Below are 22,753 nucleotides of genomic sequence, written 5' to 3' on the forward strand. Positions count from 1 at the left end.
ATTGGGCATAAGGATAAAAAGAAGACAATTCACCGTACTCATGATCAGGTAGCGGATGCCGATGGTTGCTAAGAGCAGCGTCGGCGAGTTGCACAGAACTGGTAGGAACTTACGGTAGGTCTGTGGGAAGACTCGGCTTTTGTAGGATGGGATGAGACACTAGCCAGTAATCCATCCATCTCTAGTCGAGAGGCGATGTGTTCCATGGCATTAACCATCCTCCGCCTGCCGAATCAATCCAAAAGTATTGCCTACTAGGGGCGATAGCGATCGTCTGACATGGCTGACATCATTGCAGTTGCATCTACTTCGGCATGTTCTTCATCATGAGAACCCGTTGACTCTTTTAGGAAGAAGGCATTTAAGAAAGCAACCATCAATGCCACCACACCCAGCATGTTGAAGAACGTGCGATCGCTCTCTGCACCTTGGGGCAGCAGACTGTAGATCGTTAAATAAACGACCGCACCCACATTGCCATACGCGCCAACATTCCCGGCAATTTGTCCCGTCACCCGGCTCTTAATTAACGGCACAATCCCAAAGGTTGCCCCTTCTGCCGCCATGACAAAAAAGGATGCCAGCATCGTCGCTGCGATCACAACTGGCAACGGCACCCCTTTACCCAAGCTGGAAAAAATTAGATAGCCAATTCCGGTGCCTACCAATGTTGCCACCAGTGCCCATTTACGGCTACCCACCTTGTCTGAAATCCAGCCACCACCGGGACGAGCAGGAATATTCATAAAGGCATAGGTACTGGCGACTGCGCCAGCTAGGGCGGCAGGCAGACCATAGCCCCGTTCAAAAAAGGATGGCAGCATGGAGACGACTGCCAATTCTGAACCAAAACATGCAACATAGGCAATATTCAGATTTGCCACTTGAGAAAAGCGATAGCGATCGCTCGCTTCATACTTTTTCCGACCAGTCATCAGTGGCTTGTTCGCCTTGTAAGCGTTATACGCCTGAAATAAATACAGCGCTACAAGCAAAATGCAAATGATCGCAAAGGTATTGGTGGTAATGAATTTCACTTTATTCAAGCGCCACGCAATCACTCCCAAAGCTGCCACTAGCGGAATATTCATCAACAACATGAACCAGAAATCTCGCTTGCTGGTGATTTCCATCCCGGCACTGCTGGGCGGACGCTGGTAAACTTTCCCTGGCGGCGTATCCGACACATTCAGAAAATAGATGACTCCATAGCAGGCAGCGACAATGCCTGTAAGCGCGATCGCAAATCGCCAGTTGATTTGCCCTGCTGCCATGAATGCAGTTGCCGTGGCGATCGCAGGCAACGTAAATGCCGCTGCCGAAGAACCAAAGTTGCCCCAGCCGCCATAAATCCCCTCTGCCAGACCAATTTCACTAGAGGGGAACCACTCTGCCACCATCCGAATCCCAATCACAAAGCCACAGCCCACAATGCTTAATGCCAGACGACTGAACACCAACTGCTCAAAATTCTGTGCCATAGCAAACGCAAAGCAGGGCAATGCCGCATAGATCAGTAAACACGAATAAGTAATGCGAGGACCAAACCGATCTAACACCATGCCCACAATGATTCGCGCTGGAATCGTCAAGGCAACATTACAGATTGCCAGAGTCCGCATCTGCGCTTCCGATAGACCCATTTCAGTCTTCACCGCCGTAGCAAACGGGGCAAAGTTAAACCAAATCACGAACGTCAGAAAAAAAGCAAACCAAGTGAAATGCAAGATGCGATTCCGCCCAGTGAATGTCCAAATTCCAGCCATGGATTTCATTTCTCCTAATAAAAATTGCACAACAAACGTTTCCTGCACCCGGCAAAGCAATTGCGCTCAATAAGCAACCGCCAGTCAGATTCAGAAAGATGCTGAAATGTCAGGACAGGCTCACAGCTATCTCTGAAAGAGAATCGCGCTGCTATCCAAGCCTGCTTGATATGGAAAAACTTAATCAGACCCGTATCTCATCACCGATTCAATTCAAACTTCAACAGTACGGGAGGGGTACGAAGTTCCTACCCCTAGAACTGACTTAAAAACATGGGCACTATTTTCTTTAACCATCTTGGTAGCTTCTCTTAACACCAAGTTACAGAAACGAATCGCTTTGACTAGAGCAACCATGGGAGGTGAATTTTCGTAAATCACCATGACAGAAGGAAACCACACGATAACCGTTAAGAAAACTGGGAACCAATCAAAGTTCAAGATCGGATATGGACTGCGAAATGACAATAATCCTCGAAGCATATTAAAATGTCCCTAGAAAACAAAAAGACCAGCCTTGCTGTAGGTTGCTTCAGGGCAATCGCAGCAAGGTTTTTTTAAAGGCGGCAGACTAATAGTGCAGAGCAGATAGTGCAGAGCGAAGTATTAAACTGCGATCGCCGCTATCAGTCTGAAATTGATCTGTGATAGATAGCACTCAATCAACTTCTCACTAAGTTATAAATTTCATTAAGTCGAATAAATGTATTGGTAGTAACGATTTAAGACATAGGGGTGCTGAGTCAGCATAAGATGCATGTCAATTTCGCATTAATCGCTAAAAAATTTAGGTATCGAAATCTGCAAACTGCCCAATTAAGCCCATTCCATGGGATTTGAGGAAGGCAATCATTTTTTTGATCACACTAGAAAAATCTGATTATTTCGTGTAAATTGGTATTATTCAATACAGATTTTTTAGTCGAAGAGCCAAAGACATGAACATTCAACGCCTCGCCCCTGTTTTGTTTGGACTACTGCTATCGGGTGGGCTGATCACTTCTGCCGCCGCAGCGCAACCCATTAACGCCTCAAAACAGAACTCGCAAGTGCAACATTTAACCTGCATCGAAGACACGCGGGGATTGATGTGTACGGTTGACGAGACATTGAATACATCATCGAGCAGTGTGCAGCAGAAAACCGCTGCAAAAGCGGATTTAACACCGTCAGAACTCGCTATTAATAAACAACTGGGGCAAATGTCAACCATTTTGCTTGGAATCATCTACCTTGGGCTACCGATCGCGCTAGTGTTTGCAGTTTTACGCCACGACAAACGAGATGCAGAACTGGCTCAATCCATTGAAGGATTAGAACGGATTTGGAACCAAAACCCCCAGTCTTAATTTTTTCCAAATCAGTAAGATTGATCAACTTCGCCATTCTTTAGAAGGTTTTTTCATAAGCGGTCTAGTCATAACGACAAAACCGCTTTTTGCATAGAACTAAATGTAGAGAAAATTATACTCAAACTGCATCTTTTTTCTGCATCATTACAAACTACAGAGAACTCTTGCACTTTGCTCTACAATCGGCAAAATTGAATTGAAATAAGGTTATCTGTGTGAGGAGTTTTATACAATGCTGATTCAACGGTTCCAAGCAGTTCACGCGATCGCCCTATGCACCCTCGCGATCGCGGCATCAGAAGCGCTGATCCCATCGGCACACGCCAATTCAGTCCCGTCTGTTCCAGTTCTTATTGTCCAATCCCTTCCTCTAGTAGAATTTCCTGCCGATTATGATGTGTGTCGCGGCAGTGGCAGCACGCCCCTACCCGTATTCACCACCTCAACTTTAACAGTGCCCGTGGGTCAGCCCCTTGCCCCCAACACGGCTGTCAAATTAACTGGTGTATTTAGACCCGGACGCAACCCCGCTCAAATTAAACAGCCTGTTTTAGGCTGGGTCAACTCTGGCACCCTCCAGACTCAATGCCCTGGAACCACTCCACCGCCTGCTAGACCTCCCGTTCCTTTTAATGAATTGACTACTAACTCCCCCTCGTGTCGTCGCTTGCGCCTACCTGGAGAATTCCCACCCGGTCCAGTGGATGGGTTAGTTGCCCGCGAAGCTCCCAGCCTTAGCAGTCCTGCTCAAGTTGCAACCAACGGGATGCTAGATGGTCCAGCAGCAGGAGCGCGGGTGCAAACCACTGGAACCAATGGGAGCGCCATCACTCAAGTGGCTGATAACCGAGTGTGGATGGATATTTGGTATGTGGGACGGTTGGGCAGAGTCCGCAAAGGGTGGGTTGTTGTCACCCCTGCTGGGTTTACCTCCGGTTCGCAATATATTTCAAACTGCCGCTAGTATTTTTACTTGCCCTTATCTAACCCTGCTTTGCACGATCTTTAGTCTACGTTTCAAAGCCCCTCTCCCGCTCTGGGAGAGGGATCTAGGGTGAGGAAAATTAGAAAAATCGCCCTTCTCTTGTTGATTTGGCTTAAGGACACGCGGCTACATTGGCAACAATCCCTGGAGAATTTACTGCCCCTCCTATTAAAAAATTATTCAAGATCGTTACTATTTCAACGGGAGTTCCGACTGAAGAGAAGGTGTGTGCTGGAAAATTTGCCACGTTGTTGAAAATGATGTTACCAAAGTTGGTAAAGGTATTGCCATTTATGTTGACACAGAGCGTTTGAGAGGTGCCCAGACTAGCGGTAGTTTGTGCCTGAATAACTTGAGCCGGAAGCGCAGTGATGAAGGTATTTAGCCGCACGTTGGCTGAGAGATCGGGAGTTCCTAAAAGGAACAGGCTAGCGGTACTCAGATCAATACCCCGCACTCCATTGGTGTTGATGATGTTACTGTCGATCGCCACTCTTGCCGTTGTACTGCCCCTCGCCTGGACTTGAACGCCATTTTGTCCATTGTTAGCGATCGTGTTGTTGCGAATGGTGCTTGTTAATCGTGCCGTGGTGGGATTCAAGATGGGTATTGCTTGTAGACCGAGCCGGATGTCAATCCCTTCATCACCATTGTTGCGAATCGTGTTGTTCTCAATCAGCAAGTTGTTGACGACAGCATCTTGCTCTAAGCCGATCGCAATGCCATCGCCCCGAACAGGTACAGCACCTCCATTGTTTTCGATCGCGTTGCCAGAAATTGTGATGTTGGCAGTGGCAGACGTGGTTGTACCAGTCGGTCTACCTGCTAAGCCAATCAAAATACCATCATTATCATTCGTGCGAATTTGATTATTGAGGATGTTGAGATCAAGCTGTCCTGAAAAGTTGGCAATTTGAATTCCTTGCCCACCGGGAAACGTAGGTAATGGCAAGACTCCTAAAACCCGCTCGATCGTGTTTCCTGTCACGTTGACTGTGCCAATGGAATTGATCAATGCCAAGCCCTGTCCAGTAGAGAATGTGATTGCGCCCAAGACGGGAACAGTCAGCACCACTGGGCGCGGTGTCACATCGCTAATTTGGTTGGTCGTAATATTGGTCGTGCCGGAGGTTCCAGCGATGACGATGCCCTGATCAACTGCGTTCCGCACGGTATTGTTTGCAATGGTCGTAGTGCCATTCAGCACGCCTACCACGGCAATGCCCTGTCCACGGACATTAGTTACCGTGTTGCGGTTGACATCCAGGTTGCCATTCACACCTGCCGCCACAATGCCTTGCCCAGTGGTGAGGGTAATGTTGCCCAGAGGCAGAATATTGGTCGTGAAATTGGCTCCCACGGTATTGGCAACGCTGTTATCCGCAATTGTGGCGTTGCCTCTGGCATTCAGTAGCACAATGCCCTGAGTTGCTGTGCCCGTAACTGTATTGCGGGAAATAGTGGTTGTGCCGTTGGCAGTGGCAATCACAATTCCCTGACCACTAGGCAAAGGAATAATGCTACCGGGATTGGGAATGGTAATCGACCCGATCGTAATATCGCCAGTAATCGGGTTGGCGATCGTGGTTGTGCCTGGAAGCGTGCTGGCAACGCTATTATCGGTTACGATCGCCGTACCGACATTTTGAATGTAAACGCCCTGATTTCGAGCGGCAATAATTTCATTGCGGAACAGGTTTGCGATCGCGACTCCATTTCCTAAAATGCCTGCATCAGCAGTATTTTGAATCACGTTATCTCGAATTTCTACCCGGTTAACATTACTAAATGTGACTCCGGCTCCGGTAGCACTGGTGATATCAAAGCCAGACAGCACCGTATCGCTGCCCATCGTAATTGTGCCGTTGACAGTGGGGCGAATCGCGCCAATTCCCGATAAATCTAGGCGAACATCAGCAATTTGCTGTCCTTGAAAAGCAGCCGGGATAATTTGCGTGGGAAAGGTGGATAAGACCTGGACGCGATCGCGAATTGTGAACGCGGGAATACCCGGATTGCTGCCTGCCTGCACATACACAATGGAATTGCCATCCGATCGCGTTGCTGCCAGAGCCGAATCGATCACGCCAAAGGGATTTTCAATGGTGCCATCGCCACCGCCCCGCCCCACAATCACATGCTGAAAGACATAGGGCTGTCCGGTTGCGGGATTTTCAATTGCCAAATCGTTGAAGGGCGCCGTCAGATTAGTGGTTTCGCGCTGGTGATCGATCGCGATTGTGCCAATGCGAGTAGGAGACTCTGCCATGCGTGCCAGTAGAGTTTTTGGAGCCGCACCTTTAGGACGTACTCCCGGTAGCGTTAGGGCGATCGTCCCAAAAACATTGGTGCCAAACAGCCCATCATGCTGAACCGCAACGCCCAGCAGCAAGTTATCTGTGACCCGTGCCTCCAGTCTGCCCCGCACCCCGACGACACTGGGACTACCCGCCGCACTCAGGTAATACAATCCGCCATAGCCCCGCAGATCGCCGCCATCATCGGGAAACTTGACCAGTCTGCCGCCAAGCTCAGCATCAAATCCTGCCATTGCCGCTTCCACATCGCGAATGGTTAACTGTTGGCGAGTGCCCGATGCCAGCAGGAAATTGGTTTGAAAGCGTGTGCTGCTCACTGAATAGTTGGATGCGATCGCGGTTTCTCGCACCGTTTGACGAGTGTTGCCAGCAGGAATGTAGCCATTGATCCGAGCGTCCCACCCTTCGCCCAAGGTTTCCAGACCCAGACCGACCTGAGAAAAAACGTTGGAGCCAGTGTCGCGATTATCGTAAGCAAGATATGCGCCATAAATTCGCTTGGCAGCAGCTTGATAGGCACGATAACCCAAAACCAAGCTGCCGCCGGGATTGGCATCATTATCCAGCAAAAATCGCCCTTCCAAAAACACTAGGTCTTTGCCGGGAGTTTGCTTCAGGGGAATGAATCCCTGGATATTGGCAAAGCCATCGTAACCACCGCCAGGAGTGGTATAGCCGACTCCAACCCGTGGCGTAATTACTAAGTCAGATGCTTTTGTGCTAGCAGGAATGGGAGCGATTTCGTTGGGCTGCGCTTCAACAGGCTGGACGATCGCGATCGCAAACAGTAGGCTCCAAATGTAGCGCGATCGTCCTTTCATTCTCAGTCCTCATACAACACACTTCCCGCATTTCTAGCTGAAATCCTATAGTGATGTCAATTTATGAGGTTTAGCGATCGCAGCTTATATGGCAACGGATGAATAGGTTAGGACACAAAGATCCTTGAGGAATTAGGAATAACGGACAGTTGTTGTCTTGACCTTTCCTCGTACTGCTATACCAGTTTGAAATTGAAACGCGACAGATACTTTTCTGAAAACTGCAATGCTTCTTTGTCTTAGAACTCAAAACTCAAAACTCAAAACTCAAAACGGTATTATAATCCCTTCGTCATTCCCCATTCGTCATTCCCATGCCCCTCGATCGCCTGATTATTTTCACCCGCTATCCTGAAGCAGGCAAAGCCAAGACTCGCCTGATCCCTGCGCTGGGAGCCGAGGGAGCCGCGATGCTTCACCGTCAAATGACAGACCATACTTTCGTGCAAGTGCAAAGGCTTCAATTTCAGCATCCAATATGTGTAGAAGTACGATTTGCAGGGGGCGATCGCGATTTGATGCAGCGCTGGCTGGGTACGGATTTGATGTATACCGTACAAGGCGAAGGTGATTTGGGCGATCGCATGGGGCGATCGTTGCAGTCTGCATTGAACGCTGGAGTTGACCGGGTGCTGATCATTGGCACCGATTGTCCTGATTTAACTGCGTCCCTATTAGAGCAAGCCTTTTGTGAACTTGAGCAGCATGATCTCGTTTTGGGACCGGCTAGCGATGGCGGCTATTACCTGATCGGGATACGGCGCTGGATTCCGCGACTGTTTCGCGGCATTGCCTGGAGTACGGCGAGTGTTTTGGAACGAACCTTGGCGATCGCGGCAGAACTTAGCTTGTCGGTGGCGCTGCTGCCTGTCCTGTCGGATGTAGACTATCCTGCCGACCTAGAAATTTGGGAACGGATGAATAGGTGAGGACACAAAGATCCTTGAGAAATAAGGAACCTGGGGATGAAATTTGTAGGGGCAATCCCTTGTGGTTGCCCTCCATCTACGTCAGGGCAGGCACAAGACCTACCCCTACAGTCAAAAATCATACTTGCATTCAGCAACGCCCAATAAAATCAGGATTTATGAAATAATTCGCTCAAGGGTCGGAGGTTCACTATAATGCACCCGATCGCGCCTTTAATTTGCTTTAGTTTGGCGGGTCGTTAAAACCGTTGCGATCGCCCATGACTTTTATTTCGTTTCCCTACGCCCTATTTTTGCTCAGCCTAGTTGTGATCTATTGGTTGCTCGATCAACCACGATTGCGGCTTTGGGTACTGCTCATTGCTAGCCTAATTTTCTATGCCTCATTTCAGGTGTATTACATTCCGCTACTTTTGGCGGCAACTTGGGTCAACTTCTACCTAGGGCGATCGCTATCCACGCCACCCGATTGGCGCAACGACGACTGGCAATTTACCCAGCAAGACTGGAATCGCAAGCGGCTCAAATTGCTGTGGTTTGGGATTGGGGTAAATGTGCTGCTGTTGTTTAGCTTTAAATATATTCCCTTCACGCTAAATGCGATCGCGGCAATCTTTGGCTGGACAACGGCAACAGAAGTCGCGCAGTGGACGAGTAGCAACTTGACTGCCCCGATCGGCATCAGCTTTTTTTGCTTTGAATGTATCGCCTACCTGGTGGATGTCTATCGTGGTGCGCCCGCCTCCCAGCAATGGCTGAAGTTTTCTGCCTACAAGCTGTTTTTTGCCAAGCTGCTATCCGGTCCCATCACCCGCTATCACATCGTGACCGGGCAAATGCAGCAAACCCGCCCTACCCTCGATCGCAGTGCTGAAGGACTGTGGTTGATTGCCTGCGGTGCCGTCAAAAAAGGATTGCTAGCCGATAACATTGGCGTGTTGGTCGATCTGAGTTTTCAAAATTTGCAGCGGGCAGGCAGCGGTGATTTGTGGCTGGCAACGATCGCCTATGGCTTACAGCTTTATCTCGACTTTAGCGGCTATGTAGACATGGCGCGGGGTTCAGCCATCCTGCTGGGGTTCAACCTGCCGCAAAACTTCGACTTTCCCTACCTCACAACCAGCATTGCAGACTTTTGGCGGCGCTGGCATATGACCCTGGGCGACTGGCTGAGAAACTATCTTTATTTTCCCTTGGGCGGTTCTCGGCAAGGGCTGTTTCGCACGTGCCTAAACTTGATGATTGTTATGGCGATCGCCGGAATCTGGCATGGTGCCGCCTGGGGGTTTGTTGTCTGGGGTTTGCTGCACGGGCTAGGGTTGGTGGTTCATCGGCTTATGGATGCGCTATCTAATCGACTCACCTGGCTAAAATACTTTTGGCAGCAACCCTACGGCATCGTGTTTGCGTGGCTGCTCACTCAAGCCATGGTCGCGGTTTGCTGGATCTTCTTCCGTTTGCCCAACCTAAAAGATTCCTGGGTCGTAATCCAGCGCTTATGGGGTCATGCTGCTGATGCTCAGTTTACCCAAAAAGTATACGTGGAAGCGATCGGGCTACAGCCACTCCAAATTTCTCTCCTGTTAGCCACCATTATGGCGCTGATGGCGATCGCCTACTTCTGCGATCGCTTCCTCAAACTGCAACTCAACTGGAACGTCAAACTCATGCTTGTGCCAGCTTGCCTCTTTGCCGTCTGGCTACTTGCCCCCCAAGGCGCACTTCCTTATATCTACTTTGATTTTTAGAGCAGGGGAATAGGGAATAGGGTGCCTCCCACATTTGTAACCCTCACACTAAATCCCTCTACCAGAGCGGGATCGGGACTTTGAATCTTGCTTCCTGTAGGGTGGGTCAACTCGCAAAACTGGGATGCACTCAATCGTACTCCGCACTCAAAACTCAAAATATCTCCTTCGGAGACGCTACGCGAACAAAACTCAAAACTGCGGTTGCCGCTCCAACCAATCATCAATATCCGCCAACACTTGGGCAGGTATCTCCCAAGGAAATAGGTGCGCCGTGTTGGGATAGCAATGCCACTCCGCGTTAGCCAGTTGTTGTGCCGTTTCTTGGCTAGCAGCGGCGGTGATATGGCGATCGCAGGCTCCGGCTAGAACCAAACTGGGGCATTGAATCTGCGGCAAATCAAGCACACGGTTATAGCCTTGCCGAATCGCCGTAAACAGAGCGCGGGTTGCCCGTCGTGAGGTGCGGAGATAGGCAGGAACAGCAGCTTGAGCTAGATATTCATATGTCTCAGGCGTATGGGTTTGCACCAAGTAACGAAACAGCGATCGCTGCCCAAACCTGTCGATATGCCACTGGCGACCGGGCTGAAGCCAATTCACAATACCTGAAACTCCGGTATACAAATTATCTTGCCAGGTAATCGGAGGATGATCGCCCCAAGGACGTGCCGCCGAGCCAACCAAAATTAAACCACTGACGCGATCGGGAGATCGCAGTGCCAATTCCAATGCCAAAATGCCGCCTAGCGACCAGCCCAAAACCAGGTACTTTTCAATGTTCAGCCGCTCCAACAGTGCATCTAAATCAATCAAATGATCCGTCATGGCAAACTCAGCATTCGTTTGACTGTTGCCGTAGCCGCGCAAATCCGGGGCGATCGTTTGATAGCGTTGAGATAGATGCTCGGTAAAAACTGCCATACTGCTGCCCATGCCGGGATGCCCATGCAGGCAAAGAATAGGAAATCCCTGACCTTCAACTAAAACCTGTAAATCCATACGTACCTAATGCGTTACGTGCTGTGCCTCACCCATCCTATGGTTAAATTGCGGTTTAGGTGGGGCGATCGCTTGTCCTCTTTCGCACTACCAAAAATTCCAGCTCTTAAAATATCAAAACTGCCAGAAACCTAGCAATTTTTTCTATCGGCTGAGCTAATGTGCATTTAAGTTACGCGATGTGCGACTATCCCAATAGTCCTCACCCTAAATTCCTTTCCCAGAGCGGAAGAGGGACTTTGAGAAATCTTGCTTCCCTTCTCCTGCTTTCGGAGAAGCGGCTGGGGGATGTAACTTGCTTCCCGTAGGGTGGGCTGACTTTAGTTGCACATCAGGTACTAACTAAACGATCCATTGAATTAACCTATTGAACAAAAGAATATGGAAACAACTGAAGAAACAACGTCCTTGAAACGAGTGTTTGGCTTAACTACACTCGTCATTTATGGTGTTGGTGATATTCTTGGCGCTGGCATCTACGCCGTTGTGGGCAAAATTGCCGGACTTTCTGGTGGTCTTGTCTGGGCTTCTTTTCTAGTAGCAATGTCAGTCGCAGCACTGACCGCCCTAAGCTATGCCGAATTAGGTAGCCGCTTTCCCTTGAGTGGAGGCGTTGCTTGCTTTGTGCATCGAGCATTTCGCACCGACTGGCTCTCTGTGATTGTCGGTTGGCTGATGTTTTGCACCTGCATTGTTTCGATGGCGACTCTTTCCAAAGCGTTTGCAGGCTATTTGACCACTTTTGCTCCCGTTTTTCCAGACTGGTTGGTGATCCTGGCGCTATTTTGCGGTCTTGCCTTCGTCAATTTTCGAGGAATGCAGGAATCATCAAATCTCAACATTTTTTGTACAACGCTTGAAGTTTCAGGGCTGCTTGTCGTAATTGTGGTATCAGTCCTTTTTATCAACGGTGGCGCAGCTAATCCTGCTGCTATGGCGGTTCCTGTCGTCAGTGGACAGGCAATGTGGATTGCCATTTTTCAAGGGGCAGCACTTGCGTTCTATGCTTTTATTGGCTTTGAAGACATTGTAAATGTTGCGGAAGAAGTCAAAAATCCTGAGCGCAACGTACCTAGAGCCATTTTGCTATCACTAGGTATTGCGGGAGTGATTTATATTTTGGTTTCCTGGCTTGCTACTCAAGTTTTAAGCCCTACGGAACTGTTTGCTTCCAAAGCTCCGCTACTGGATGTAGTTCTTCGGGCACAGCCGAATTTTCCAGGCGTGGTGTTTACGTTCATCGCCCTATTTGCAGTTCTCAATACGGCGCTGCTGAACTTTATTACTGCCTCTCGGTTGCTCTTTGGAATGTCGCGCGATGGGTTGCTGCCTGCCTGGTTTAGCAAACTGCATGGAACACGAGCAACGCCTTATCGGACAATTGTTGTGATTCTGCCGATCGCCATCTTCTTGGCGCTGTCGGGAACACTGCAATTTTTAGCAGGCACCACCGCAACGTTGATTCTTGCTATGTTTTGTTTGGTGAATCTATCACTGCTCATTATTAAACGGCGAGAAGGGGATGCTGATGGATTTCGAGTGCCTTTCATCTTTCCAATTTTGGCACTTGTTTCTAACCTTGTGCTGATCTCCTTTGCGTCTAAAGAAAGTCACCTTTTAGCCGCCGCCTTTACAGGTCTAGGGTTCCTCCTCGTCTTGGTACGGAAAGCCTTTATGAAACAGAATGTTACCTAGATTCAGAGGAGATCGCGGCAACGCACGGGTGGTTTAATCATTCTTATGACTCAATTAGGCAACTTAAACGCTGATCAGCTTAGGGGTAGTGGCGGAGTAGTAGCGTTTGGCGTTGGCGATGACTCGTTCCAAAACAGTTTGACCATTGCTACTCAGATTGGCGAGGTGCAGTAAACGATTCAAATTATGGAGGGACATATCTTTGAGGAGTTGCCCGATCGCGAAGTTAAAGAATGCCGATGCAAAAACTTTCACTCTGGCGAAGTCTAGCTCTACAGAGTTTCCCGCTAGCAGTTCAGCATGAATCTGGTCGTAGATCTTTTGCCTACCATCTGCCGCGATCGCATATTCACCGGTAATGTTAAACACTTGATAATTCATATTTACAGTCTCCCTTGTGTTGCAAGTCCGTTTAACCCCAGTGGGTTTTGGTATAGTTGGCGATTTCCTTTGCACTCACAAACCGACTTGTGAGATTGCCTGTACGAACGAATAAACAGTCTTCTTCTAGTTGACCTGTTTTACTGTTGCGAATGTTGATATAAACGGGCTGAGGGGCGCGTCCTAGATCAATTCGGCAAACTTCCTTTTGATCGACGCTGTGAAAGTTGACGGTGATGCAGGGCGCTAACTCCTTGCCGAGTTCTTTCAGCAGCAAGTCGTTCATTAGCCACAGTTCAAAGCCATCGCGGTTTTTCTTTTGCAGGGTTTGGTAGTCGAGTTGCAGTCCTAAAATGGTGCCGCTGTCTTCTACGCCGATCAGCAAGGTGCCGCCCTCAGCGTTGAGGAATGCTGCCACGGTTTTCAGAACGACTTCTTCCATCGTCCGGTCTTTTTTATGCTCTTGCAGGTTCCAACGGGCGGTGGATTTGAATTCCAGTTGGGCACTTTCGCCACTGGCAATCAGATCCAGGATTTCTGGGTCGCCAACGGTGGGCGTGAACTGGTGGTATGCCTCTAGCGCGGCTTGTTTGGTTTCGGCGGGAACGATGGGAAAGGTGCTGAGGATATGTTGAAATTCATCTGCGGTTAAGCCATAAAGATGAGCAATCATGCCATCAAGTTCAGCGCGGAGTTGACCTCGTTCTGCGTCGGAAGGTAAAGGGTAAAAGGTAAAAGGCAAAAGTTCGTCTTCATTTTTGCTCTCTTCATTTTTACCTTTTACCTTTTTACTTTTTACTTCTTCCCCTTCTTCATTTTTACCTTTTACCTTTTTACTTTTTACTTCTTCCCACAGGTCATCAAATTCGGGGGTGGTGCAGATCAGTTTGGCAGCGCGATCGCAGATTTCACTAAAATAGCGATCGCCCTCTACCAATCGTGGAACAGGTAGCTGGTAGACATAGAAAAAGCTGCAATGGTTTGTGACTTTCTGACGAATCACAAAGTCACAAACAAAGCTGCTAAAAATAGCAACAATAAATAAGACTTCTCTGCCATCAAGAGAATTCTTCGATACTGTTAATGTATTCCCTGTAAAAACATTTTTCGGAACTACACTTGAAATTAGTGTCCTTTGATTAGTACTTGCTGTAATATCTCGAAATCCTAAACGGTAGGACTGATAATTTAATACTTGTCCAGAATCAACATCATCTTTCTTCAAAAGAGCCTTTCTACCTCTTTGTTCATTTACCCAGAACCTTGGTTTTGAAAAGCAATGGGTGAATTGATGTATGCATTTACCTTCATAAAGAGATAGCTTATTCGCTCCTGAGTTTTTTTCAAATAACTCCCTGTTGTCAGTCATGTGAAACTCACGTCCAAGGACAACGCTCCATTTATCCTTGATACTTTCGCCAAGCAATGGAAAAATGGCTATCTTTTCAGCAATTTGAAGCTCTAATTTGCTTTTGAACTCCATAATGGATAAGGAGTCGGGGGATAACTTTCGCACTAAATCAACGCTAATGTAGAGGCTTGCTTCATCAGGAAAATTCTCCAACTCATAAACATCCCGGCGCATAAAAGCGACAGGAAAATTTCTTGTTTTTGATTCTTTCTCAAAAGTAAGAATTGTAAACTTGTAGCTCCGATGAACTCCCTCAAAAATTTCTTTACGGTTTTCAAAGCAGAATAAACCGGTCACTTTAGTCTGCTCAAATAACATATCTCTTAACTGCTTTGTTCCCAAATCAGTGTAAATGCTACTTGGAATAACAATTCCACATTCACCTCTTTTACAAAGTAGATTAAAGCACTGTTCCAAAAATAATTTATAGAGATTTAAATCTACTTTAACTTTTTTACTATTAACAATGGATATTTGATTTTTATATTGTTGAGATAGGCGAAAGTAAAGATTCGTATGAGGAAATTGACTTTGATAAGATAACCAGACATTAGCGATCTCAGCGTCTTGCAGAAGTTGTTTCTGCTTATCTTGAAAAACCTGAAGATCCATCTTTTTCTTAGTTACCAAATCACTATATTGTGTAAAAAATTCTTTTCCATCGGGCTTAAACACTTCCCAGGGTGGATTAGTAATGATCGCATCAAAGCCGCCCCGCTCCAACACCTTGTCAAAGTGATAGCCCCAATGAAACGGTTTCAGGGCTTCGATGTCTGCCAGGGTCAGCAGCCGTTTTTTAGCTTTTCCGGTGGGTTGCGCCTGCTCATACTGAATCTTCAACTTTTGAAACTCTGCCAGCAAAAGCTGATTTAGCTTCTCCTGCGACTCTCGATTCACCCTATCAATGTGATCTCGCAACATTTGCAAGCGATCTTCCTGCTCCGTTCCCTCCACCTTGCCCCGCCTAAACGAATGCTCTTTATACGACGCAATACTGCGATTCTTCTCCGCCAAAATCGCCTGATACTGACTCGCCGCCAACGGTTGCAACAAATTTCCCTGCAACACCTCTTCCTTTTGCCTTTTACCTTTTGCCTTTTGCCTTATCTGATCAAACCCCTCCTCATCCACTCGCATCAGCCCAATCAACGAGTTGCCCACCATGATGTTGAAATCGATATTCGGCAGGGGTTCCAGGTCGTCCACGGTTTGGGCTGAGGTGACCAGGGTGAGGAATAGGCGCAGCTTAGCAATTTCCACTGCCTCCTCCATAATGTCCACGCCATAGAGGTTGTCGGTGATGATTCGCTTTTTGATGAAGTAGGGCAAGGAGGGATGATCGCGCTCGACTTGCTTTAGCCAGCTTGTGAGTTGCGGATCGGTGGAAAGCTTGATCGTACCGATGATTGAGTTGTAGATCGGAATCAGGGTTTTCATGGCGGCAATCAAAAACGCTGCCGACCCACACGCCGGATCGAGCAGCGATAAGGTGCGGAGAATGGCATCCTCGCCATGAATTAACTGGCGGCAGAGGTTGACATCTAGCTTGACCAGCAAATCGCCAATGCTGTCGAATGCCCTCACCCCCAGCCCCTCTCCCGCCGGGAGAGGGGTGGCATTAGGCGGGATGAGTGTTGTATTGACGCGATCGAGGATGAGCTTGTTGATCGTGCGATCGCACAAATACTCCGTAATTTCAGGACGGGTATAGTACGCCCCAAACGCCTTTTGGTTAATATATTTCTCAAAGATGTAGCCCAACACATCGGGGTTAATTTCATTGGGCTTCCCACCAGGGCGATCGTCCAGATGCCAGGAGTAGCGTTTAAATAAGGCAAAAATTTGCTCAAAGGCATCGTCTGAAATAGCGATTTGATTGCGATATCGCTGCTCAACGGAGTGTTCTAGAAACAAGCCACCGTTCAGATACGGCACTTGCCCAATCATGGCGGCAACGCGATCGGAGCGCTGTGGTTTAGCAAACCCTGAAAAAAATAGCGTCTGCAAAAACTCGCCGTAGAAAAGATCTTCTCCCCGCTGCTGACTTTCGGCTAGCTTGTTCTCTAGATAGAACAGATCGCCATTGCCGATAAAGCCCTTCTTTTGCAAAAAGTAGACAAACATCAAGCGGTTGAGAACGACGGAGGTATACCAGCGGCGGTCAGACTCTTGATCGATGCCTTGGATATGCTGAATAAAGCGCTGATGCTCTGCCTGAAATTCTTTGTAAAAATTCTTGGTGACTGTCTCCACATCCAAACTGCGCTGAAGCCGAGCCGCCACATCCACCACCGACAGATTCCCGTCTGCATCCAGTTCCTCAAGCTCAATCCGCAACCCGCCAATTTTGCTCAAAATCAAGTCAGCAGGCTGGTTCTTCAAGTAAACTTCAGTGCGCGGATAAATTTTGGCTCCTTCCCGCTTCGCCCAATACCACAGCGATCTCGTCCGATCTTGGTTGATAAAAATCAGCAGGTTCTCAGCAAATTGTTGAGCGATCGCTTGATAGATTGCCAGCCGTGTCTCGGCGATCGGAATCTCCCCATCCGGTGCCGTCATCTCAAACACTGGCACCCCCGACATTTCCGCAATTCGGGTGCGCGTGTAAGTTTGTCCGTCTACCTCCAACGCTTCCGGTCGAGAACTAGACGGCTGCGACCAGCCCAATTCTTGAATAAACAAGTCATGTAAGCGAAACTCATAGAGCAAATTCCGAGCGTTTTGGAAGTTAAGCGACATGGGTAAAAAGTAAAAGGTAAAAAGTAAAAGGTAAAAAGTAAAAAGTAAAAAGTAAAAACAAGAGAAAAGAAAAGCAAGAGAAAAGGTAAAAGGGAAAGTGAAAAGGAGGAAAAAGAAAATGGTCTGAAGTCTCTAATTTATTTATAGGAATTATTTTTTACTTTTACCTTTTTACTTTTTACTTTTCACAATAATGGCGGCGATGATGCGGGTTAGTTCTTCGGCTTCGGTTTGGAGGGCTTTAAGCCCTGATGCAGGGAAAACATCAGTGGCTGCAAGGAGTCGTAACCAGTAAACAGTTTCACGCGCTTCTTTGAGGGCGATCGCATTTTTGCTGATGAAATCTGCTTTACTTTGTCCTGCATAGGCTTCCTCTAGATTTGCTCCTACTGACGTTCCAGACCGTAGTAACTGATTCCCCAAAGTTCTACTGACACCCGGTTCTTCATTCAATCGCTGACACAACTTCACAATTCGGACTGCAAACTCAAACGTCCGCTCCCGTATATCTCTTGGCTTACCAGCGCTCTCCATCCCACTTTTTCCTTTTTCCTTTTTCCTTCTCACGGCAGATTGAGCCAATTAAACATCTCTTCCAAGGTCAACGTCCAATCGTCCAGAATGGGAAGCATCAGGAGGCGATCGCCGGGTTCTTCTAGATGCACGGGTTGCTGACCGGGCTGAAAAATAATCACAGTCTTTTCATCCGGATCGACCAGCCAGCCTAAGCTACTCCCGTTGTTCAGGCAAAAGAGGATATTGCTAATGGGTCGCGTGGGTCGCTGATCAGGCGATAGAATTTTAATTGCCCAATCTGGAGAAATAGGAAAGGTATTTTCAACTTCACCACTGGCACTGCGAGGAATGCGATCCCAAGTGAACACAGAAATATCTGGAATAATGGAGCGTCCGCCAAACGTGCAGCGTAACTCTGGAAATGCATAAACTGTTCGTTGAGGCAGCCCAATTTGATTGATCTCACCGGTAAAGCGACCTTGGAGTGTACTATGTTTTCCTTGTGGCATGGGTTTTTGGTGAATGCGACCATCGATATATTCACTGGCAGGTTTTGTTTCGGGCAGTTGCAGAAAGTCTGCGAGTGAGATGGGTTTAGTTGAAGTGGGCGTTGAAACCATTGATTTCTCCCTAGTTTGATTCAGCGATCGCGGTGCCGATTTGCTTCAAAATTCCCAATATGTCGTACAGTTCATTTCCCGGATTGATCAACGAAAACAAACGAGAATTGCCGTACTGAAGAGCAGGTTGGCGAACCAGTTTTAGAAAGATGAAAGTATGTCCGTTTGTGACTAACCCAAAACTGGGTAACTCAACCTCTGGATTGCCCAGCATGTAGGTAAGTGCTTGGGGAATAGCAACCTGAATATCAAAATTGGCGCTCTTGGCTTCAATCACCAAAATCCATAGGCGAACATTCAATACCAAAACGTCAATTCGTCCTCGAAATACAGTGCCCTCATCCTCCATTTCAACCTCAATGCTAGTTTCAGTTTCGATGCGATAGGGATGCTGGTAAAACCCTGCCAAATCGAGCAACGGCGACAAAACCACCATCTTGACGCTGTTTTCCAGAATGGGAGGCTGTTCCAACAAGGTCAGAAAGTTGGTTTGAACTCGATCAAGTGTTGCCCGTTCAGTGTCCGTTATCTGATCAGCGCCGCTCATCCACTCTGGAAAGAATTGAGCATCTCGAATTAACCTCAACCCAAACTTTTCCTTTAGAGTTGCGAGTGTTACTTTTGCTGCCGGAATTGCTTGCACCATTTCTAAATTCTCCTTGATCTACTTTTCCCTTTTCCCTTTTCCCTTTTGATTTCTTCCCTCTTACCTTTTTACCTTTGCCTTTTCACTTCTTCAAAAAGCCCCATTGAGCAAATGATTTGCGGTTCCCTCATGCTAGCCTCCTCCTGAATTAGGCACAGGCGTTCATCGAGGTAAAGCGCCACGACCAGTTCAGCTAATTGTTGGTCACTAATGCCGCTTCTTAATTGGCGATTCAGTTGATCGATCGCCGATTGTCGTAGGGGATAGCGGTAGATAGTGTCGATCGCGTTTACCAGTTCTGGCGATTCAAATAGCGTTCCCTTCACCGATTGGGCATAGCGCTTCAGCCGCTCATAGGTGCGGAACCGTGCCCCAGACGGTCGCCCTAGTTGCCCTCCAGTACTTTTTTCTTCCTCAATGAGTAGCTTTGCGCCCTCTTCAACTAGCGTGTGATGCTGATCGTCTCGTGCGATCGCGGGCGTATCTGGGCTGCACTGCGCCAACCGCAAAATTGCCAGTTGCGACTGAGTAATGCTCCGACCTTGGCGATCAATTAGGGCGAGAGAGTCATTTCCCTCAGCCGTCTTCATGTACAGCAGCACTCCTTCAGGCTGAGTCAGAGTTGGCGCATGGGCGCGAGTGGAATAGACTACGGGCGGTAAACTCTCGATCGTCTTTTTCAAGCTGGGGTCGGCATCCGTCGCATTCTTCCAAATCTGGTACGCTTCCGAGGTTAGATCTACCTCGTTGTCTTCGTCCCCGTCAAAAATCCCTGCTTTCTCGTGATAGAGATCCAGAAACGTTTGCTCGTCCATTTCATCCTCAAAGAAGGTTTCGTCTGTTCCCACCACTTCAGCGTTTTCCTTAAGCCGCTCCTGGAGCCGACCCCGCAATCGGATAATCCGCTCCACACCTTCGGCGGGTAAGAAGGAATAACAGAGAATTGTTTCGGCTTTTTGACCAATGCGATCAACCCGTCCTGCCCGCTGAATCAGGCGGATAATTGCCCAAGGCAAGTCATAGTTGACGATGATGGCGCAATCTTGCAGGTTCAACCCCTCACTCAGCACATCCGTGGCAATCAGCACCCGCAACTCATCGCTTTTGGGGATGGGCTTATGGTTGCTAACAGGGCTAAATTGCCAAGCGATCGCGGCTGGATTTTCAGAGTTGCCCGTCACCCCCTCCACCTTGTCCAGATCCAACCGTTTTAGTTCATCCGTCAGGTAGCGAACGGTATCAGCAAATTGAGTGAAAACCAACACTTTTTCGTGGGGATGCCGCGTTGTCAGTAACTCGACCAGCGCCGCCAGCTTTGTGTCTCGCTTCGCCATCCACTTGCCCTGCTGACTCAATACGGCGGTTAAAGCTTGAGCATCGGCTTGTAAATCTTTTTTCAGGGATGGCTTAAACAACCCCGGCTGAATCCATTTAAACCGCCGCTGGTAGCGATTCACATAGAGTTGGTAAACTGCCGCTGCTCTTTGCTGATAGTCTGCTTCTGCCTGATCTAGCACCTCTTCTGCGTTGAGTTGAATCTCTTCCTCTTCTGGATTCAATAAGGCTGCTAGGAGTGATTCGGCATCTTCATCGTTATTGCGACTGTCAAGTAGCGCCGCTTCTTGAGTTCCAATCGGTAGATCTAGGTTCTGGGCGATCGCGTGCAGAAAAATGTAATTTCGCAGGATATGACGGTCAATCGATTGAATAAAAGCAGGTCCACCACTCTCCAACCGTTTGAACAGATTCGTCCGGCTAAACCCCATTAACCGCTTTCCGGCACGAGATAAGCCCTTAATCTGCTGCTCCTCTGCCTCCGTCAGCTTTTTTCGGGCTAGGGACACCACATAGTTGCCCAAACCATAGCGTGGCAGGCTAAGTTGATTAATCGTGTCAACGACTTCATCCGCATAGAGAGCGGCATAGGGATCATTTCCCCTACCCAGACTAAACTTGATAGTTTGAGGTTCGCGATCGGGAAAGTATGCCCGCTTACCATCACTAAACTCTAAATAAAGCCGCTTTGTATTTTTATCTTCCCTTTTTCCTTTTTCCTTTTTCCTTTTTCCTTTTTCCTTTTTCCTTTTTCCTTCTCCCTCCCCCCATTCTTCCTTTGCATAATTTGCCTGAATAAAACTGCGGGTTCGACGCACCATGTAGAGCCGCATCAACTCCCGCCAGTCATCGGGGTGGTCGCTCTTCTCAAAAGCACGCAGCGTTCTCACAGGCACCTGATATTCACGCAGAAATGCTAGCTCTCCTCCTAGCTTTGAGAGCAACGCCTCTGGGCGAATTCCTAAGTCTTTGTCTTCAGGCACAAATAGCCGCAATTGAGCCGACAGATCGAGATAGGTTTTGTTGTAGGGAGTCGCTGAAAGCAATATGCAAAAACTTTCGTTCGCCGCAATATATTCCTGAATCGCCCGATAGCGCTTGCCATCCCGATTTCGGAGATTATGGCTCTCGTCAATCAGCACCACCCGATACCGCCGCAAGTCAGGCAATTCATTCTGCACTCGGCTGAGCGGCAACACTTTTGCCAGTAGCCGATAGCGATCCACATAGTCCTGCCACATCGACACCAGGTTTTTTGGGCAAATAATCAAAGTTTCCAGGAAAAGATCCTCTTGCAGAATCCGCGCTAACGTTGCGGCAATCAGGGTTTTGCCCAAACCCACGACATCCCCGATCAGCACTCCTCGCCGTCGGTTAACGTGGTGAGCCGCAATTTGAACGGCTGCCCGCTGAAACTCAAATAGTTCATCTCCCAGATCACGGGGAATCCGATATTCTGACAGCCCTATCCTTGCCTCTTGAGATAGGTGATAAGCGATTTTGAGGTAGATATGATATGGCGGAATTAAGTCTTCTCGTGCCCAACTCTGATCAATTAGGGCAACCAGTTCCTCGGATATATCAAAGCACCAGCGATCTTCCCAGCGATCGCTAAACCATTTTTGCAGCTTGTGGCAAGCGTCGTGATCGAGAACATCAACGTTTAACTCTCCCTGAAATTCCAGACCGGACAACGTAAGGTTGCTGCTGCCTAAAACGCTAATCGTCGGGTTGTGAGGATCATTGCGATGGAGAAGATAAAGCTTGGCATGGAGGGTATGTTTGAGGAAGAGCTTGATCACAACCTTCTTTGCTTTGAGTTGGGCACTGAGGCGGCGCAATCCCTTTTCATCGTCGTTTGATGGTGTTCCGACGATCAACTGCTCCCGAAACTCCTTTGCCACCTGCTTTTTGAATTGCAGAACTCTGGTATTGTCAATTCCTGTATTGCTAAACAGCAGGGTTCTAGATTCATGCAACTCCTCTTGAGGCAGTTTCTGCATTCCTATTAGGAGACGGCAACAAGCTGATTCTCCCCCTGCAAACTTGTCAATCAGGTCGTCAATTTTACGCCAGCCTCGGAGGTTAAAGTAGCCAACACAAAAATCAGCGCGGTTGGCAACGTCCAAGGCGCTTCGTAGCGTAGGGAGCAAATATTCATCAATGTTGTCAAAAATCCGTGGCACAGGGGCTAAACCTTTTCCGTTCTCTAAGCCTCTAAAATAAATAGCCCAACCGTAACCCACAATCAGTTACCGGATAGCTAAAGCGGAAAAACGTAATACTAATTTGCAATGCCCAGATCTTCTTACAAAGAATTCTGGAGTTTATTCATGTTGGGCAACTCTAGTCCATGTATCTGCGCTAAATTTTCAACTTGATGCAATTGAGCGATCGCGTCTTCCAATTCTCGCTGAAACAGATAAGGTTCTGCACCGCTTCCGACCAACACTGTGCAGTCCTCCGCTTTAATCATTGCCCAAAGTAGT

General features: G+C 48.1%; 15 protein-coding genes. 5 read left to right on the forward strand and 10 right to left on the reverse strand.

The features are described from left to right. Window positions 1-254: 254 nt before the first annotated feature. Window positions 255-1,766 (reverse strand): NarK family nitrate/nitrite MFS transporter, encoded by a 1,512-nt coding sequence (locus AB3R30_RS02760; protein WP_458647614.1) that lies wholly within the window; start codon window positions 1,764-1,766, stop codon window positions 255-257. A gap of 938 nt (window positions 1,767-2,704) precedes the next feature. On the opposite strand from AB3R30_RS02760, the gene AB3R30_RS02765 reads away from it, so the two are divergent. Then, a complete protein-coding gene (locus tag AB3R30_RS02765) occupies window positions 2,705-3,115 on the forward strand; it encodes a hypothetical protein (protein WP_458647615.1) in 411 nt (136 codons plus the stop codon). A 235-nt stretch (window positions 3,116-3,350) separates the two neighbouring features. After that, entirely contained in the window at window positions 3,351-4,082 is a 732-nt protein-coding gene (locus tag AB3R30_RS02770; protein ID WP_458647616.1) for a hypothetical protein, read from the forward strand. Between the two features lie 133 nt (window positions 4,083-4,215). Here AB3R30_RS02770 and AB3R30_RS02775 read toward each other — a convergent pair whose 3' ends face one another. Then, window positions 4,216-7,242 carry a right-handed parallel beta-helix repeat-containing protein gene (locus AB3R30_RS02775; RefSeq protein ID WP_458647617.1) on the reverse strand — a complete coding sequence of 1,009 codons (3,027 nt, stop codon included), beginning with the start codon at window positions 7,240-7,242 and terminating at the stop codon, window positions 4,216-4,218. A gap of 314 nt (window positions 7,243-7,556) precedes the next feature. Between AB3R30_RS02775 and AB3R30_RS02780 the strand changes: the two genes are divergently transcribed. After that, window positions 7,557-8,171, forward strand: coding sequence for a TIGR04282 family arsenosugar biosynthesis glycosyltransferase (locus AB3R30_RS02780; protein ID WP_458647618.1), 615 nt, complete (start codon window positions 7,557-7,559; stop codon window positions 8,169-8,171). A gap of 260 nt (window positions 8,172-8,431) precedes the next feature. Beyond that, complete coding sequence (locus AB3R30_RS02785; RefSeq protein ID WP_458647619.1) at window positions 8,432-9,919, forward strand: MBOAT family O-acyltransferase; 1,488 nt, start codon at window positions 8,432-8,434, stop codon at window positions 9,917-9,919. 192 nt (window positions 9,920-10,111) lie between these two features. On the opposite strand, the gene AB3R30_RS02790 is transcribed toward AB3R30_RS02785, so the two are convergent. After that, window positions 10,112-10,921 (reverse strand): alpha/beta fold hydrolase, encoded by an 810-nt coding sequence (locus AB3R30_RS02790; RefSeq protein WP_458647620.1) that lies wholly within the window; start codon window positions 10,919-10,921, stop codon window positions 10,112-10,114. A 381-nt stretch (window positions 10,922-11,302) separates the two neighbouring features. Between AB3R30_RS02790 and AB3R30_RS02795 the strand changes: the two genes are divergently transcribed. Further along, on the forward strand, window positions 11,303-12,616 hold the full coding sequence (locus tag AB3R30_RS02795) for an APC family permease (RefSeq protein ID WP_458647621.1): 1,314 nt from the start codon (window positions 11,303-11,305) through the stop codon (window positions 12,614-12,616). 63 nt (window positions 12,617-12,679) lie between these two features. Here the strand turns inward: AB3R30_RS02795 and AB3R30_RS02800 are convergent, their stop codons facing one another. The 7 genes from AB3R30_RS02800 to AB3R30_RS02830 all read right to left on the reverse strand — a co-directional run bounded on the left by AB3R30_RS02800 (window position 12,680) and on the right by AB3R30_RS02830 (window position 22,740). Then, entirely contained in the window at window positions 12,680-12,997 is a 318-nt protein-coding gene (locus AB3R30_RS02800; RefSeq protein WP_458647622.1) for an STAS-like domain-containing protein, read from the reverse strand. A 31-nt stretch (window positions 12,998-13,028) separates the two neighbouring features. Beyond that, entirely contained in the window at window positions 13,029-17,147 is a 4,119-nt protein-coding gene (locus tag AB3R30_RS02805) for an Eco57I restriction-modification methylase domain-containing protein (RefSeq protein WP_458647623.1), read from the reverse strand. Window positions 17,148-17,318: 171 nt separating this feature from the next. After that, complete coding sequence (locus AB3R30_RS02810; protein ID WP_458647624.1) at window positions 17,319-17,729, reverse strand: four helix bundle protein; 411 nt, start codon at window positions 17,727-17,729, stop codon at window positions 17,319-17,321. Further along, window positions 17,711-18,283, reverse strand: a complete 573-nt coding sequence (locus tag AB3R30_RS02815) for a Uma2 family endonuclease (RefSeq protein ID WP_458647625.1) — start codon at window positions 18,281-18,283, stop codon at window positions 17,711-17,713. Before AB3R30_RS02815 ends, AB3R30_RS02810 begins: the two co-directional genes overlap by 19 nt. A 10-nt stretch (window positions 18,284-18,293) precedes the next feature. Further along, a complete protein-coding gene (locus AB3R30_RS02820; RefSeq protein WP_458647626.1) occupies window positions 18,294-18,929 on the reverse strand; it encodes a type I restriction endonuclease in 636 nt (211 codons plus the stop codon). A 68-nt stretch (window positions 18,930-18,997) separates the two neighbouring features. Further along, entirely contained in the window at window positions 18,998-22,450 is a 3,453-nt protein-coding gene (locus tag AB3R30_RS02825) for a helicase-related protein (protein ID WP_458647627.1), read from the reverse strand. 122 nt (window positions 22,451-22,572) lie between these two features. Further along, a complete protein-coding gene (locus tag AB3R30_RS02830) occupies window positions 22,573-22,740 on the reverse strand; it encodes a hypothetical protein (RefSeq protein ID WP_458647628.1) in 168 nt (55 codons plus the stop codon). Between the last annotated feature and the right edge of the window lie 13 nt (window positions 22,741-22,753).

The organism is Sivoneniella epilithica UHCC 1019, assembly GCF_040830845.1.
GTDB lineage: Bacteria > Cyanobacteriota > Cyanobacteriia > Leptolyngbyales > Leptolyngbyaceae > ULC077BIN1.